The sequence below is a fragment of the Burkholderia sp. Ed8 genome, assembly GCF_040761425.1.
GTDB classification, from domain to species: domain Bacteria; phylum Pseudomonadota; class Gammaproteobacteria; order Burkholderiales; family Burkholderiaceae; genus Burkholderia; species Burkholderia seminalis.
In genome coordinates this window covers 3,033,131-3,048,481 of the sequence record NZ_CP142885.1, presented here as the reverse complement: position 1 = coordinate 3,048,481, position 15,351 = coordinate 3,033,131, and the positions used below count along the sequence as shown (strand labels likewise).

Here is a 15,351-nt window from a genome sequence, read left to right as displayed (position 1 = left end):
ATGCACGTGTGCGGCCACGTGCAATGCGGCCGGAACCGAGATGGCCAATGATCTGGAATCTGGCATCTGCCGGTCTCGAGCAATCCGCCCGCCAGACACCTCTCGAATCCCCCCGGCACGTCCTTCTAGGGATCACGTCAATCCAGCTTCAGTCAGCGCCCGGTCGATGTCGCTACACCAGGCGGCAATGTCTGATGGCCGATGATGGGCGAAATTCGTCGACAATAATCGACAAATACCGCTTCTGGTGAAAACCCCCCGCTTCATCTACCCACTTTCGACTCGCCCCGTCGAATTGATCGTGTGCGCCCGTCGGCGAATACATCACGAACTCGTCATAAAAATCTATGCGCATAAAGTCCATTTTCGCGACATGCGTTGCAGAGCGGAGAGCAGGCCCTTCGGGGTAATATCGCCATTCGTCCCGATCGGCGGCGCTCGTTCGCATCCGCTGGCGATCGGGGTCTCCCGCATTCCGTTTCCTGCATCGTTCATGACTGACAGCCCTGCTCAAGGTGGTCGGACGACCGACTTCTTGCCGTATCTCGTCGCCGCAACGTTCTTCATGGAGTACCTCGATACGACCGTGATCGCGACCGCGCTGCCGCAGATGGCACGCTCGTTTGGCGTCGGGCCGAACGCGCTGAGCCTCGGGATGACGGCCTACATGCTGGCGCTGGCCGTATTCATCCCGATCAGCGGCTGGATCGCGGACCGCTATGGATCGCGCACGGTATTCGCGAGTGCGATCGTCGTCTTCACCGGTGCGTCCGTGCTGTGCGGGCTGTCCGACGGCGTCGGGACGTTCACGGCTGCGCGGTTGCTGCAGGGCGTCGGCGGGGCGATGATGGTCCCGGTCGGACGGATGATCGTCGTGCGCAGCACCGAGAAGGCCAAGCTGATGCGTGCGATCGCGACGATCACGTGGCCGGGCATCGTCGCGCCAGTGGTCGGGCCGCCGATCGGCGGCTTCATCACGACCTATGCGTCATGGCGCTGGATCTTCCTGCTGAACGTCCCGTTCGGCATTGCCGCGCTCGTCTGTACCTGGCTGATCGTCCGGAATACGCGGGCCGACGAACAACGGCCGCTCGACTGGGTTGGATTCGTGCTGGCCGGCGGCGCCTTGACTTGTCTGCTGATCGGCACCGAGGCGGCTGGGCAGCAGGATGTCGACTTCACGCGTGCGGGCGTCCTGGTGGGTGCAAGCGTGCTGTTCGGTCTGGCCGCATGGCTGCATGCACGACGTCACGCACATCCGCTGCTCGATTTCACGACGCTGAAGGTGCCGACATTCTCGGTGACGGTGATCACCGGTTCGGTCACGCGGATGGCGATCAATGCCGTGCCGTACCTGCTGCCGCTGCTGTTCCAGATCGGCTTCGGGCTGTCGCCGTTCCAGTCCGGCCTGCTGCTGCTCGCGAGCGCGCTCGGCAATCTGGGCATGAAGGCGGGAACGTCGTGGATTCTCGACCGATACGGCTTCCGGCGCGTTGCACTCGTCGACGTGACGATCGTCGGCGTCTTCACGATCGCGTGCGGTTGGCTGACCGCGTCGACGCCGCTGGCGATCACGCTGCTCGTCGTATTCGTCTACGGGCTGACGCGGTCGATGCAGTTCACGACGCTCGCGACGCTTGCCTATGCGGATATCCCGGCTCATCAGACGAGCGCGGCCAGCACGCTGTGGAGCGCCGCGCAGCAGATGACGATCGGGATGGGGATCGCGTTCGGTGCGTTGTCGCTGCGGGTCGCGGCGTTGGCGCGCGGCGATGCGGCCGGCATGCATTACGTGCTCGACGACTTCCGCTGGGCATTCGTCGCGGCAGGCGTGCTCGCACTGTTGACGTTGCCGGGCTATGCGCGGCTGGCCTCGGACGCAGGCGACCGGCTGCGGGCGAACGTGGCGCGAGGATAGGCCCGGACTTCAAGTCGCATTGCGTTGCGACAGGTGAGCATGCCGGTTCCCCGTCGTTCACCTCGAGTGCCGATTCGTCATGGCTGAGATGGCCTGACGGTTATCACAATCGATCGTCTGTCGCCGAGGGTGAGTGAGCGGACCGAGGAGCAATGCTGGATCGTGACGCGGGCGGCAGGGTAACGCGGATAGCCGGGTAACGCTGCACATCGCACGCATTTACGCCGCCGAAATGCAAAAGCCCGCGCCGGATCGGGCGGGGCCTGGCTTGGCGGCGCAGGGCAATGGCGCGCGGCGTGTCCGGTTTGAATCCGGTGTGTGGCGATCGGCACGCCCTCATCAGCGTCATCCCGATTCTTGCTACTGCGCGTCGTGAAAGATGAGGCCCAACGTGTGACGGTGGCCGCTGCGAATCCGGCTCACGCCGTGGCGCAGGTTGACGCGATAGACGCCGCGCGTCCCCTGCACGGGCCGGCCATGCACGGCGAAAATCACCGCATCGCCTTGCATCAACGGCACCACTTCCGCGCGTGATTGCATGCGCGGCCGCTGTTCCGTCAGCACGAATTCCCCACCCGTGAAATCGCGGCCCGGCGCCGACAGCAGGATCGCGACCTGCAGCGGAAACACGTGCTCGCCATAGAGATCCTGATGGAGACAGTTGTAGTCGTCGGGACCGTATTGCAGGATCAGCGGCGTCGGTCGCGTCTGTCCTGCCGAGTGGCAGCGATCGAGGAAGGTCGTAGAGTCTTTCGGATAGCGGACGTCGATCCCGAGTGCCTGGTTCCAGCGATTCGCGATCGGCGCGAGATGCGGGTAGAGCGTCGCGCGCAGCTCGGCGATGACCGCTGGCAGCGGATACGCAAAATACTTGTATTCGCCGCGACCGAACCCGTGCCGCGCCATCACCACGCGTGAACGATAAAGTGCATCCCGCGGATACAGCGCCGCGAGCGCATCGCACTCGTCCGTCGAAATCAGGCCCGGCACATGCGCGCATCCGTACCGATCGAGTTCGGCGCCGACAGTCGGCCAGTCGAGGGTGTCGACGCGTCGCGCGATGTCCGGCGATGCGATGGCAGGTTGCAGATCGGCGATGTTCACGGGCGTCCCTCGGTTCGTCAGCGATGTGGCGCCGGGTCGCGCGAAACGCCCGGAAGCATTGCGTGCATGGTTGCGGCCACGGAGAAAGTCGACGAACCCAGTCTAACGACGTTCGTGTGCGGATGCGCTCCAGATCTTGCGCTTCAATTCGGAACGAGGGGGGACGGCATGGTGCGCGCACGGACATTCGAACGCTGCGGCGGATCGGTGCGGAGAGGCGCGGAGGCGAGCGGTGAATCTTCCATGACAGGCGGCCGGCTGATACCGGCCACCCGTCGCAACCCGAATCAAGCCAGCGACCGGAACAACCAGTAGAGCCCGCCGGCAAGCGCGATCGACGCCGGCAGCGTCAGCACCCACGCGAGCACGAGACTGCGCACCGTGCTCCATTGCAGTCCGGAGCCGTTCGCCGCCATCGTGCCCGCGACACCCGACGACAATACGTGGGTCGTCGACACGGGCAGGCCGTACACGTCGGCGGCACCGATCGTCAGCATCGCGACGAGTTCGGCCGATGCGCCCTGTCCATACGTCAGATGCTGCTTGCCGATTTTTTCGCCGACGGTCACGACGATCCGCTTCCAGCCGACCATCGTGCCGAGGCCCAGCGCGATCGCGACGGCGACCTTCACCCAGGTCGGGATGAACTTGGTCGCGTGGTCGAGCTGCTTGCGATAGTTGTCGATCGCGAGCTTGTCGTCGGCGGCGAACGCGGGCTGACCGGACTTCTCGATCAGGCGGATGGCTTCGGAGACGAGATACATCGTGTTGCGCACGTTGTCGACGTCGCGCTGCGGCACGGCCGCCATCGAGCCCGACGCGCCGACCGCGGTCGCGAGCGACGTCGACAGTTGCTGCACGGCCGGCAGCACGGCGGGCGTCAGTTCGCGATGCTGAACGTAGTGCTCGACGTCGGCGCGCGGGTTCGCGGACGGCGCGACGCCGTTCGTGTACTTGCCGAACGTCGCGGCCGCCTGGTTCGCGACCGCCACGAAGGTTTGCGATTCGGCCGGCGTGACGGCCTTGTTCAGCGCATACGCGGTCGGCACCGTGCCGATCAGGATCAGCATGATGAGGCCCATCCCTTTCTGTCCGTCGTTCGACCCGTGTGCGAACGATACGCCCGTGCAGGTCAGGATCAGCAGGCAGCGAATCCAGAACGGCGGCGGCTGATCCTTCGGTGGCTCCTTGTACAGCTCGGGAATCCGCACGAGCGCTTTCAGCACGAGCAGCAGCAGCGCCGCGCACAGGAAGCCGACGATCGGCGAGACCAGCAGCGACTTGCCGACGCCGAGCGCCTGACCCCAGTCGACGCCGCTCGTGCCGGACGGCCCGTGCATCAGCTGGTTCATCAGCCCGACGCCGATGATCGACCCGATCAGCGTATGCGAGCTCGACGAGGGCAACCCGAAATACCAGGTCGCGAGATTCCACACGATCGCGGCGATCAGCAGCGCGAACACCATCGCGAAGCCCGCGCCGCTGCCGACCTGCAGGATCAGCTCGACGGGCAGCAACTGCAGGATCCCGAACGCGACGGCGCCGCTCGAGACCATCACGCCGAGGAAGTTCCACATGCCCGACCAGATCACCGCGACGTTCGGCGTCAGCGAATGCGTATAGATCACGGTGGCGACCGCATTCGCGGTGTCGTGGAAGCCGTTGACGAATTCGAAGCCGAGCGCGATCAGCAACGCCGCGCCGAGCAACAGGTACGGAAACAGCGAGCCTTCGCGGACCGGCGACAGATCGTCGAACAGGTGCGTGCCGATATAGAGGGCGCCGAGCACGAGCACCAGCAGGAACACGGCATAGCCGATCTGCCTGGTACGTTCGATGGAGCCGGCGTTATTCGGGGCGGACGAAGCAGGTTGATTCATGACGGCATCTCGTGAGGGAACCGCGTCCGATCCTAGCGGTGACCAGCAGTCAGTTTGATGACAGTCGGGACCACGAACGGTGTGTCTTACGGGATGTAAGCTGATTGGCCGAATGCTCGGCGCTGCGTCGCCCAGATCGCTCACATAGTGGGCGCAACGATGGTTGACGCACCGGCATCGCGTCGGTCGTCATCCGGCGCGACCCATGACCAGCCGTCCGGCGAAGCGGCGAACGTCGTGCACGACAGCGGCGCGATGTCGAGACGCACGGCCGCCGCCGGATCCATCCGCAGCACATGCGCGAGGGCCGCACGGACGAGCGGCGCGTGCGTGATCGCGATCACGTCGCGACCGGGCGGCAGCGCGTTCAACCATGTGCCGACCCGATGCGCGGCGGCTGCGAACGATTCGCCGCCGTGCGGCGAGGCGGACGGATCGCCGATCCACGCGGCAAGTTCGCCCGGCAGATCGCGTGCGAGGTCGCTCAGGCGCTTGCCGCGCCAGTTGCCGTAGTCGATGTCGCGCAGCGCGTCGTCGACGTCGGCGCGCAGCCCGAGCGCATCGGCGGTCTGCCGCGCACAGCATGCGGGGCTGCACAGCACGACGAGCGATCCGCCGGCGCGTGACCACCGGCCGCGCCACGCGGCAGCTTCGGCGAGCCCGCGCGCGTCGAGCGGATCGTCGTCGGGGAACGTGCCGGTGCGCATCGCCCGGGTCGATGCGTGTGCGATCAGGCGCAACGAGGCATGCAGGGTCATGTCGATGGTCGGATGATCCGGAACGGGACGTGATTGTCACCGCGCGATCACTTCAATACGCGCCCGTTCGCGCGTACAATTCGCCCGATACGAAACGCGGAAGCCGGTGCAATTCCGGCGCGGTCGCGCCACTGTAACCGGAGAATCGACGATCCCGGAAGCCAGACCTGCCTTCGTACCCATCCATCATTTGTCGGGGCGCGATTCCCCTGAGGTGCATCCATGAGCGAAGCAGTGCTGAAGCCGGCGGTCGTGCCGGCCCCCATCCCCGTCCGTGAACTGTTGCCCTGGGCCGTATTCGTCGGCCTGATCCTGTTGCTCGCCCTGTATTTCGTCGGCGCGGAACAAGGCGCGACGTCGCTCGTGCCGGGCATGTATGTCCACGAGTTCGTCCACGACGGCCGCCATCTGCTCGGCTTTCCCTGCCACTGACGCGGAGCACACGATGGTCGGAAAGCTGCTCATGCGCGGGATGCTCGCAGGTATCGCCGCGGGTCTCATCACGTTCGGTTTCGCGAAAATCGTCGGCGAACCGCAAGTCGATCGGGCGATCTCCCTTGAAGAAAAACTCGATGCCGCCAAGGGCGACGAGCCCGGGCACGATCACGAGGTCGAACTGGTCAGCCGCCACACCCAGGCCGGCCTCGGCCTGCTGACGGGCGTCGTGACCTATGGCGCGGCTTTCGGCGGACTGTTCTCGCTGGTCTTTGCCTATGCGTACGGGCGCGGCGGCCGCCTGCCGGCACGGCAGCTCGCCGCGTGGCTCGCGCTGGGGGCGTTCATCGCCCTCGTGATCGTGCCGAACATCAAGTACCCGGCCAATCCGCCGGCGGTCGGCGACCCCGATACGATCGGCCAGCGCACGGGCCTGTTCTTCCTGATGATCGCGATCTCGATCGCGACGATGGTGTTCTCGGTCGGCGTGCGCCGCCACCTGCTGGCGAAGCTCGGTCAATGGAACGCGTCGATCGTCGCGGGCCTCGTGTTCGTCGCGATCATCGCGGCCGTGCAGCTGGGGTTGCCGTCGTTCGACGAGGTACCGGCCGCATTCCCGGCTGCCTTGCTGTGGAAGTTCCGCGTCGCCGCGCTCGGGATGCAGGCGATCATGTGGACGACGATCGGCCTGCTGTTCGGCGCCTGGGTCGAACGCAGCGAACGCATCGCGATGCGCGCCGCCTGACGCGCATGCCGGACGAGCGCGCCTAGCGCAGCATGCGCGGCGCGCTCCACGTCGATTCGCGCGCCAGCGCGACGAACGCGGCCAGATAGTCGATCGACGCATCCGCCTCGCGGATGCCGAGGAAGATCTGCTTCGCGATTCCCTTCTTGCCGAGCTTGACCGGCACGACCGGCATCCGGTCGGCGTACTCGTCGGCCAGCCATCTCGGCAGCGCGGCCACGCCGCGCCCGCTCGCCACCATCTGCAGCATGATGTCGGTCGTCTCGATCGACTTGTGCCGCCTCGGCACGATGCCGGCCGGCGTCAGGAACTGGTTGTAGATGTCGAGCCGGTCGGTTTCGACCGGGTACGTGATCAGGATCTCGTCGGTCAGTTGCTCGGGCGTGACGTAGTCGGCGTTCGCGAACCGGTGCGAGTCGGCGACCACCAGCACCTGCTCGTAATCGAACACGGGATCGAAGCGCAACCCCGGCTTGTTCAACGGGTCGGGTGTCACGAGCACGTCGACGTCATGGCCGAACAGCGCGCCGATGCCGCCGAACTGGAAGCGCTGCTTCACGTCCACGTCGACGTCGGGCCAGCGCGACAGGTACGGCGACACGACCTTCAGCAGCCACTGGTAGCACGGGTGGCATTCCATCCCGATGCGCAGCGTGCCGCGCTCGCCCTTCGCGTACTGCTTCATCCGCTCCTCGGCGAGTTCGAACTGCGGCAGCAGCCGGTTCGCCAGTTTCAACAGGTAGTGCCCGCCCTGCGTGAGCCGCAGGCCGCGGCCTTCGCGGTCCCAGATCGGCGTGCCGAGCTGCTGCTCGATCTTCCGGACGGTATGGCTGAGCGCCGATTGCGTGAGGTGCAGCGCATTGGCGGCCGCGGTCAGCGAGCCCTGGCGCTCGACTTCACGAATGACGACGAGATGGAATCGTTCCAGCATGGATGGGGGGCACGCAATGAATGCATGAACAACTTTAATGGATGAATGAAATAATGCCATTTTATTTCATGTGTTGAAATCCCTATGATGGCTGCCGGATCTTCAATTTTTCTCTGGACGGCAGCTTCATGGTCACGACACACAATCTCGGTTTCCCGCGCATCGGCGCGAAGCGCGAACTCAAGTTCGGTCTCGAGCGCTACTGGAAGGGCGAATCGTCGCGCGACGCGCTGAAGGCGCTCGGCGCCGAGCTGCGCCGGCGCCACTGGCACGATCAGCGCGACCTGGACCTGGCGCCGATCGGCGATTTCTCGTTCTACGACCAGGTGCTCGACATGAGCTTCACGCTCGGCAATCTGCCGAAGCGCGTGCAGGACTTCCACGGTGACGCGCTCGACAACGCCTTCCGCGTCGCGCGCGGCCGGTCGGCGCAATCGGCTGAAGAACACGCGGCGTGCTGCGGCGGCGTCGCGGCCGGTGAAATGACGAAGTGGTTCGATACGAACTACCACTACATCGTCCCGGAATTCCACGCCGACACGAACTTCTCGCTCGATCCGTCGCGCCTGCTGCAGCAACTGGCCGAGGCGACCGCGCAGGGCGTGAACGCGAAGCCGGTGATCCTCGGCCCCGTCACGTACCTGTGGCTCGGCAAGGCGAAGGACGATTCCGATCGCCTCGCGCTGCTGCCGAAGCTGCTGCCCGTGTACGGCGCGCTGCTCGACACGCTGACCGCGCAGGGCGTCGAATGGGTGCAGATCGACGAGCCGATTCTCGTGACCGAACTCGATGCCGAATGGCGCCAGGCCTTCCGCACCGCCTACGCGGTGCTGGAAACGCGCCGCATCAAGCTGCTGCTCGCGACGTACTTCGGCCAGCTTCAGGACAACCTGACGCTCGCGGCGTCGCTGCCGGTCGACGGCCTGCATGTCGACGCGATCAACGCCCGCGCCGAAATCGACGCGCTGGTTCGTGAGCTGCCGGCCGAACGCGTGCTGTCGGTGGGCGCGATCAACGGCCGCAACATCTGGAAGACGGACCTGAATGCGACGCTCGACTGGCTCGAGCCGCTCGCGAAGCAGCTCGGCGATCGCCTGTGGCTCGCGCCGTCGTGCTCGCTGCTGCACGTGCCGGTCGATCTCGCGAGCGAGGACAAGCTCGATGCGGAAATCCGTTCGTGGCTCGCGTTCGCGCTGCAGAAGCTCGATGAGCTGAAGGTGCTCGCGACCGCGCTGAACGAAGGCCGCGACAAGGTGGCCGGGGCGCTCGCCGCGAACGCCGCCGCGATCGCTTCGCGCCGCCGCTCGCCGCGCGTGAACAATCCGGCGGTGAAGGCCGCGATCGCGCGTATCGATGCGCAACTCGGCAACCGCGCGAGCCCGTATCCGCAGCGTGCGTCGAAGCAGTCGGCGCGCCTGAACCTGCCGGCCTTCCCGACGACGACGATCGGTTCGTTCCCGCAGACCGCCGAAATCCGCCACGCGCGCAGCCGGTTCAAGGCCGGCGCGCTGGACGAAGCCGGCTACCGCACGGCGATGCAGGCCGAGATCGAACGCAGCGTCCGCGAACAGGAATCGCTCGAACTCGACGTGCTCGTGCACGGCGAAGCCGAACGCAACGACATGGTCGAATACTTCGGCGAGCAGCTCGACGGTTATGCATTCAGCCAGTTCGGCTGGGTGCAGTCCTACGGGTCGCGCTGCGTGAAGCCGCCGATTCTGTTCGGCGACATCAGCCGCCCGAAGGCGATGACGGTCGAATGGATCACGTACGCGCAGTCGCTGACGGACAAGCCGATGAAGGGCATGCTGACCGGCCCCGTGACGATCCTCAACTGGTCGTTCGTGCGCGACGACCAGCCGCGCTCGGTGTCGTGCTACCAGCTCGCGCTCGCGATCCGCGCAGAAGTGCTCGATCTCGAGAAGGCCGGCGTGCGCGTGATCCAGATCGACGAGGCCGCGCTGCGCGAAGGGCTGCCGCTGCGCCGCGCGCAGTGGGGCGAATACCTGAAGTGGGCGGTCGAGTCGTTCCGCATCACCGCGAACGGCGTGCGGGACGATACGCAGATCCACACGCACATGTGCTATTCGGAGTTCAACGACATCATCGCGTCGATCGCCGACATGGATGCGGACGTGATCACGATCGAGACGTCGCGCTCGGACATGGAGCTGCTCGACGCGTTCGACGATTTCAGGTATCCGAACGAAATCGGGCCGGGCGTGTACGACATCCATTCGCCGAACATCCCGACGCAGGATCATATCGTCGGGTTGATGAAGAAGGCGGCCGAACGGATTCCGGCGGAACGCCTGTGGGTGAACCCGGATTGCGGGCTGAAAACGCGGCAGTGGGCGGAGGTGATTCCGGCGCTGACGAACATGGTCGCCGCCGCGAAGACGTTGCGCGCCCAGGCGCGGTAACGTAGCGCATGCTGCGCGCTTGCCGCCGGGATCGATGACCCGGCAGGCAACCTGCGCGCCGCGATGCGCCACGTGCTCCGTCACGCGTGTTCGTGACGGGGCGTGTCGGCGAGCGTTTCGGGAGACCGTGCGTCGGCGATCACGCGTCGTTCGCGTTCGAGATCGAGCGAACGCGACAGCACCGCATACACGGCACCCGCGACGGCCAGCCCGACGAGCCATGCGATATCGACGCCGCCGAGCATGCGTGCGAACGGGCCGACGAAGACCTCGCGGTTCGCTTCGGCATCGAAGATGGAGAAGAACGGCACCATCGCGGCGAAGCCGGCCAGGTACGCGACGATGCCGCGCGGCTGCCACGCGCCGTAGAGTCCGTCCGGCGTGAAGAAGTGCGCGATCGCGTAGCGGCCGCGCCGCACGAAGAAGTAATCGACGAGGTTCACCGCGGTCCACGGCACGAGGAAGTAGAGCATCAGCGTCAGGAACGTCTGCAGCAGTGCGATGCCGTTGCCGCGGATCGCGAACACGCAGGCGAGCACGAACGTGCTGATCGCGACGATCGACGCGACGCGCGCGCGGCGTGTCGGCCGGATCGGCACGATCGAATCGGCGGCGGTCAGGACGGTCAGCATCGCGCTGTATGCATTGAGCGCGATGATCGGCAGGAAGCCGACCAGCGACACGATCGCGATCAGCTTGCCGAGGCCCGGCACCAGCGACGAGCCGACGTCGTTCATCGCGACCAGCGCATCGGCCGCGTGCAGCTTCTGCGCGAGCCATGCGCCGAGGCCGATCATCCAGGTGCCCGACAGCGACGCGCCGGCGAAGATCACGGCGATCAGCTTCGCGCGGCTCGTGTGCTTCGGCAGATAGCGCGAATAGTCCGACACGTACGGCGCATAGGAGATGTTGTAGCTCGCGGCAATCGCGAACTGCGTCGCGAAGGCGATCCCGTTGAAGCCCGGCGCGGCCGGCGCAACGGCGGCATGGGGCGGCGCCGCATGGCCGAACACGAGTGCGAGCGTGACGAGCGCATAAAGCGGCAGCGTCGCGATCAGCGCCCACGTGAAGGTCCGGTGCATCAGGTCGTGGCCGTAGATCGCGAGCAGTGCGCCGGTTACCACGGCCGCGACGGCGACGAAGCCGCCGTCGATTCCGAATACGCTGTGCACGCCGTCGACCATCAGCGATACGTTGACGACATTGAAGCCGACGAACACGAACAGCGTCGCGAGCAGCGCGACGATCACGCCGCGATAACCGAATTGCGCGCGCGACTGGATCATCTGCGGCAGGCCCATCTCCGGCCCCTGCGAGCCGTGGAACGCCATGAAGATCGTGCCGAACATGATGCCGAGCGCGCCCGCAAGCGTCGTCCAGCCCGCCGACAGGCCCATGCCCGGCCCGACGAAGCCGATCGAGATCGTGAAGAAATGGAAGTTGCCGAGAAACCAGAACGGGCCCTGGCTGGCGAGCTTCGCATGGCGTTCGTGTTCGGGGATGTAGTCGATCGAATGATGCTCGATCGTGAGGCCGGCCGGTTCGGCGCGGCCGACATCGAGGGTGTCGGGGCGGTTCATGACGGCAATGTCTCCAGGGTCGCGCGGTCGTTCGATGCGACCGCGTGCGCGTGCCTGCCGCGACGCCGTTGCGGCAGGCAATCAAGGGCGGGGAAAGCAGCGGGCGGTGCGACGCGCCGCCCGATGAAAAACGGGCAGGCGAAGCGCCTGCCCGTCGTGCGGACGCTACGCGGTGCGCGCGCCGCGCGGCAGCGCCGCGTTCGTCTTGCCGGGCGCGCCGACATCGTCGATGCCGACGCGGCGCGAGATCAGCCACACGCACAGCGACGACAGCACGGCCGCACTCGTGTACTGGAGCGCCAGCGGCCACCATTGCGGCGCGGTGTTCTGCGCGATGATGGTCGCCGCGAGCGGCGTGAGGCCGCCGGCGAGCGCGCCGCACACCTGGTACGCGATCGAGATCGCCGTGTAGCGGATCCGCGCGACGAAGATGCCGCTGACGAAGCCCGCGACGACCGCGTAGTAGCCCGATTCCGCCAGCGTCGCGAGGCCGACGCCGACCGTGATCGACAGCGGCGTGCCCATGTGCACCAGCGGCAGCATCACGAACGGGACGAGCGCGGCCCATGCGCCGGTGATCAGCAGCACGCGCGTGGTGCCGAAGCGTTGCGCGAGAAACGCGGCGGCGAGTTGCACGACGAACTGCAGCACCGCGACGATCGTCATGCAATGCAGCACCATCGACCGGTCGAGCGACAGGAACTGCGTCGCATAGCTGATCATGAAGATGTTGCTGAAATACACGCCGGCGATGCCGTACACGTTCGCACCGATCGCGAGCAGCAGCAACGGCCAGTACTTGAGCGCCTCGCGCAGCGGTTGTTGCGCGATGTTGCCGCTCTTCCTGACCTCCTCGAACTCGGGCGACTCGGACACGCTCGCGCGGATCACGAAGCCGACGATCAGCAGGACGGAACTTGCGAGGAACGGCACGCGCCAGCCCCAGCTCATCATGTCGTCCTTCGACAGCGTGCTGATCGCGCCGAACGCGAGCATCGACAGGATCAGGCCGCTGGCGCTGCCGAGCTGCGCGAACGACGCGAAGAACGTGCGCTTGCCTTCGGGCGCGTGCTCGCCGGCGAGCAGCACCGCGCCGCCCCATTCGCCGCCGACCGCGATGCCTTGCAGCACGCGCATCAGCACGAGCAGGACCGGCGCGATCACGCCGGCTTGCGCGTGGGTCGGCAGCAGGCCGATCGCGACAGTCGACACGGCCATCAGCATCAGCGTCGCAAGCAGCGAGCGCTTGCGGCCGAAGCGGTCGCCGAGATAGCCGAACATCACGCCGCCGAGCGGCCGTGCGAAGAAACCGACCGCGAACGAGCCGAACGACGCGAGCAGGCTGATGAAGCGGTTTTCGCCGGGAAAGAACAGCGGCCCGAACACGATGGCGGCGGCGGTCGCGTAGCTATAGAAGTCGTACCACTCGATCGTGGTGCCGACGAACGAAGCGAGCGCCGCCCGCTTCGGTTGCTTGACGGAAGTCCCCATCTTTATATGTGCTCCTCTGGAATCCTCTGATTTGGAATAGGGGGGGCGGGATCAGTCCCGGTACGCGACGCCCGGCAGCACGCACAGCAGCTCGTACGCGAGGTTCGCGCCGAGCAGCGCCGTGGTGCCGAACGGGTCGTACGGCGGCGCGACTTCGACGAGGTCGCAGCCGACGATGTTCAGCCCCTTCGCGCCGCGGATGATCTCGAGCGCCTGCGGCACCGTGAGGCCGGCGATTTCCGGCGTGCCGGTGCCCGGTGCGTAGGCCGGGTCGATGCCGTCGATGTCGAAGCTGATGTAGACGGGCGTGTCGCCGACGCGGGCGCGCACTTCTTCCATCAGCGGCGCAAGCGACTTGTTCCAGCATGCCTCGGCCTGGACGACGCGGAAACCCTGCTCGCGGCACCAGTCGAAATCCTCGGCCGCGTAGCCGGTGCCGCGCAGGCCGATCTGCGTGACCTTGTCGCCGTGCAGCAGGCCTTCCTCGACCGCGCGGCGGAACGGGGTGCCGTGCGCGATCTTTTCGCCCATCATCGTGTCGTTCACGTCGGCGTGTGCATCGACGTGGATCAATGCAACCTTGCCGTGCTTGCGGTGGATCGCGCGCAGGATCGGCAGCGCGATCGTGTGGTCGCCGCCGAGCGTGATCGGCTTGCAGTCGTGCTCGAGGATCGCGTCGTACGCGGCTTCGATGCGCGCGATCGAATCGTGCAGGTTGTACGGGTTGATCGCGACGTCGCCGATATCGGCCACCTGCAGCGAATCGAACGGCGCGGCGCGCGTGGCCATGTTGTACGGGCGCAGCAGCACGGATTCGGTGCGGATCTGGCGCGGGCCGAAGCGTGCGCCGGTGCGGTTGGACGTGCCGAGATCGAACGGCACGCCGACGAAACAGGCGTCGAGGCCTTCGGCGCTCGCCACGTGCGGCAGGCGCATCATCGTCGCGATGCCGCCGCAGCGCGGCATTTCATTGCCGCCGAGCGGCTGGAAATGGGTGTGGTCGTTCATGGCTGTCTCTTCCGGTGTGGGGTTGCCGTATCATGCGACGCGGCCTGGCGCACAGTTTTACGCGCTCCGCCGGGAAAGAAGAATGCGAAGATATCGACGTAAACATCGATTTTCATCGATGTATGGAAGGGGATGAACGTGCTGGGGAATCTGTCGACCCTCGATCTGCGGTTGATCCGCGTGTTTCTCGCGGTCACGGACGCGGGCGGCGTATCGGCCGCGCAGGCCGTGCTGAACGTCGGGCAGTCGACGATCAGCGCGCAGCTGTCGTCGCTCGAGACGCGGCTCGGCTACCGGCTCTGCGAGCGCGGCCGCAGCGGTTTCCGCCTCACGCCGAAGGGCGAGCGGTTCCACGCGATGAGCCGCAAGCTGCTCGCGGCGCTCGACGAATTCGGGATGGCCGCGCGGCACATGGACCGCCAGCTGGTCGGCACGCTGAACATCGGCCTGATCGGCCATACGCCGGTGAGCCAGAATGCGCGGATCGCGGAGGCGATCGCCGCGTTCCGCACGCGCGACGAAGCCGTGCGTTTCTCGATTTCGGTGCGCGCGCCGGGCGATCTCGAGGAGAAGCTGCTGAGCGACGAGATCCAGATCGCGGTCGGCTACTTCTGGCACCGCGTGCCGTCGCTGCACTACACGCCGCTGTTCATCGAGCGCCAGGTCGCCTATTGCGGGCGCGGTCATCCGCTGTTCGACGGTGCCGGCATGCTGACGCCGGCCGACGTCGCGGGCTTCGAATGGGCGTGGCGCTCGTATCCGCTGCCGGAGGCGCAGTTGTCGACCACGCCCGACCGCGTGACCGCGACGGCCGACAACATGGAAGCCGTCGCGCTGCTGATCCTGTCCGGCCACCACCTCGGCTACCTGCCGCAACACTTCGCGGCGCCGTACGTCGCGCAGGGGCTGCTTGCCCCGCTCAATCCGGAGGCGTTGCGCTACGACGTGACGTTCCACATGGTCGTCGCGCGCAACGGGCGCGGGAATCCGCTGGTCGAGGCGTTTCTCGAGGATCTCGAACGCGCGCATCAGGCGCCCGACGCGGCATGACGCCGCGGGCGTCAACCATGTGAACCAG

12 protein-coding genes and 1 riboswitch are annotated in these 15,351 nt (G+C 66.3%); of the genes, 5 read left to right on the top strand and 7 right to left on the bottom strand.

Annotation, left to right across the window (positions count from 1 at the left end):
- Positions 1-493 precede the first annotated feature (493 nt).
- Entirely contained in the window at positions 494-1,918 is a 1,425-nt protein-coding gene (locus VXM69_RS13785) for a DHA2 family efflux MFS transporter permease subunit (RefSeq protein WP_034190629.1), read from the top strand.
- A gap of 360 nt (positions 1,919-2,278) precedes the next feature.
- Here the strand turns inward: VXM69_RS13785 and VXM69_RS13780 are convergent, their stop codons facing one another.
- The 3 genes from VXM69_RS13780 to VXM69_RS13770 form a co-directional block, all read right to left on the bottom strand.
- Entirely contained in the window at positions 2,279-3,022 is a 744-nt protein-coding gene (locus tag VXM69_RS13780; protein ID WP_034190628.1) for a 2OG-Fe(II) oxygenase, read from the bottom strand.
- A 287-nt stretch (positions 3,023-3,309) separates the two neighbouring features.
- On the bottom strand, positions 3,310-4,902 hold the full coding sequence (locus tag VXM69_RS13775) for an inorganic phosphate transporter (RefSeq protein WP_034190627.1): 1,593 nt from the start codon (positions 4,900-4,902) through the stop codon (positions 3,310-3,312).
- 140 nt (positions 4,903-5,042) lie between these two features.
- A complete protein-coding gene (locus VXM69_RS13770) occupies positions 5,043-5,660 on the bottom strand; it encodes a histidine phosphatase family protein (protein WP_200088552.1) in 618 nt (205 codons plus the stop codon).
- A gap of 50 nt (positions 5,661-5,710) precedes the next feature.
- Positions 5,711-5,850: riboswitch (cobalamin riboswitch) on the top strand.
- Between the two features lie 32 nt (positions 5,851-5,882).
- Between VXM69_RS13770 and VXM69_RS13765 the strand changes: the two genes are divergently transcribed.
- Together VXM69_RS13765 and VXM69_RS13760 are read left to right on the top strand one after the other, a co-directional pair.
- Entirely contained in the window at positions 5,883-6,092 is a 210-nt protein-coding gene (locus VXM69_RS13765) for a CbtB-domain containing protein (protein ID WP_006488502.1), read from the top strand.
- A gap of 13 nt (positions 6,093-6,105) precedes the next feature.
- Positions 6,106-6,840, top strand: a complete 735-nt coding sequence (locus VXM69_RS13760) for a CbtA family protein (RefSeq protein ID WP_175028833.1) — start codon at positions 6,106-6,108, stop codon at positions 6,838-6,840.
- A gap of 22 nt (positions 6,841-6,862) precedes the next feature.
- On the opposite strand, the gene VXM69_RS13755 is transcribed toward VXM69_RS13760, so the two are convergent.
- Positions 6,863-7,771, bottom strand: a complete 909-nt coding sequence (locus VXM69_RS13755; RefSeq protein WP_034190624.1) for a LysR family transcriptional regulator — start codon at positions 7,769-7,771, stop codon at positions 6,863-6,865.
- A 128-nt stretch (positions 7,772-7,899) separates the two neighbouring features.
- Between VXM69_RS13755 and metE the strand changes: the two genes are divergently transcribed.
- The gene (metE, locus tag VXM69_RS13750) at positions 7,900-10,194 is read left to right on the top strand and encodes a 5-methyltetrahydropteroyltriglutamate--homocysteine S-methyltransferase (protein WP_124671073.1); all 2,295 of its coding nucleotides are present in this window, start codon (positions 7,900-7,902) and stop codon (positions 10,192-10,194) included.
- An 80-nt stretch (positions 10,195-10,274) separates the two neighbouring features.
- On the opposite strand, the gene VXM69_RS13745 is transcribed toward metE, so the two are convergent.
- The 3 genes from VXM69_RS13745 to speB form a co-directional block, all read right to left on the bottom strand.
- Positions 10,275-11,774: a cytosine permease gene (locus VXM69_RS13745; RefSeq protein WP_226230337.1), complete on the bottom strand. Its 1,500-nt coding sequence runs from the start codon at positions 11,772-11,774 to the stop codon at positions 10,275-10,277.
- Positions 11,775-11,939: 165 nt separating this feature from the next.
- Positions 11,940-13,265: an MFS transporter gene (locus VXM69_RS13740; protein WP_124610005.1), complete on the bottom strand. Its 1,326-nt coding sequence runs from the start codon at positions 13,263-13,265 to the stop codon at positions 11,940-11,942.
- A gap of 51 nt (positions 13,266-13,316) precedes the next feature.
- On the bottom strand, positions 13,317-14,273 hold the full coding sequence (gene speB, locus VXM69_RS13735; protein ID WP_034190620.1) for an agmatinase: 957 nt from the start codon (positions 14,271-14,273) through the stop codon (positions 13,317-13,319).
- A 132-nt stretch (positions 14,274-14,405) separates the two neighbouring features.
- Here speB and VXM69_RS13730 point away from each other — a divergent pair, with 132 nt between their 5' ends.
- Positions 14,406-15,323 carry a LysR family transcriptional regulator gene (locus tag VXM69_RS13730; RefSeq protein ID WP_233623175.1) on the top strand — a complete coding sequence of 306 codons (918 nt, stop codon included), beginning with the start codon at positions 14,406-14,408 and terminating at the stop codon, positions 15,321-15,323.
- The last annotated feature ends 28 nt before the right edge of the window (positions 15,324-15,351 follow it).

Coding starts and splice junctions, on each gene's coding strand:
- VXM69_RS13775 (WP_034190627.1), bottom strand. CDS start 4,902: ATGAATCAACCTGCTTCGTCCGCCCCGAATAACGCCGGCTCCATCGAA.
- VXM69_RS13755 (WP_034190624.1), bottom strand. CDS start 7,771: ATGCTGGAACGATTCCATCTCGTCGTCATTCGTGAAGTCGAGCGCCAG.
- VXM69_RS13770 (WP_200088552.1), bottom strand. CDS start 5,660: ATGACCCTGCATGCCTCGTTGCGCCTGATCGCACACGCATCGACCCGG.
- VXM69_RS13740 (WP_124610005.1), bottom strand. CDS start 13,265: ATGGGGACTTCCGTCAAGCAACCGAAGCGGGCGGCGCTCGCTTCGTTC.
- VXM69_RS13785 (WP_034190629.1), top strand. CDS start 494: ATGACTGACAGCCCTGCTCAAGGTGGTCGGACGACCGACTTCTTGCCG.
- VXM69_RS13745 (WP_226230337.1), bottom strand. CDS start 11,774: ATGAACCGCCCCGACACCCTCGATGTCGGCCGCGCCGAACCGGCCGGC.
- VXM69_RS13765 (WP_006488502.1), top strand. CDS start 5,883: ATGAGCGAAGCAGTGCTGAAGCCGGCGGTCGTGCCGGCCCCCATCCCC.
- VXM69_RS13730 (WP_233623175.1), top strand. CDS start 14,406: ATGAACGTGCTGGGGAATCTGTCGACCCTCGATCTGCGGTTGATCCGC.
- VXM69_RS13760 (WP_175028833.1), top strand. CDS start 6,106: ATGGTCGGAAAGCTGCTCATGCGCGGGATGCTCGCAGGTATCGCCGCG.
- speB (WP_034190620.1), bottom strand. CDS start 14,273: ATGAACGACCACACCCATTTCCAGCCGCTCGGCGGCAATGAAATGCCG.
- metE (WP_124671073.1), top strand. CDS start 7,900: ATGGTCACGACACACAATCTCGGTTTCCCGCGCATCGGCGCGAAGCGC.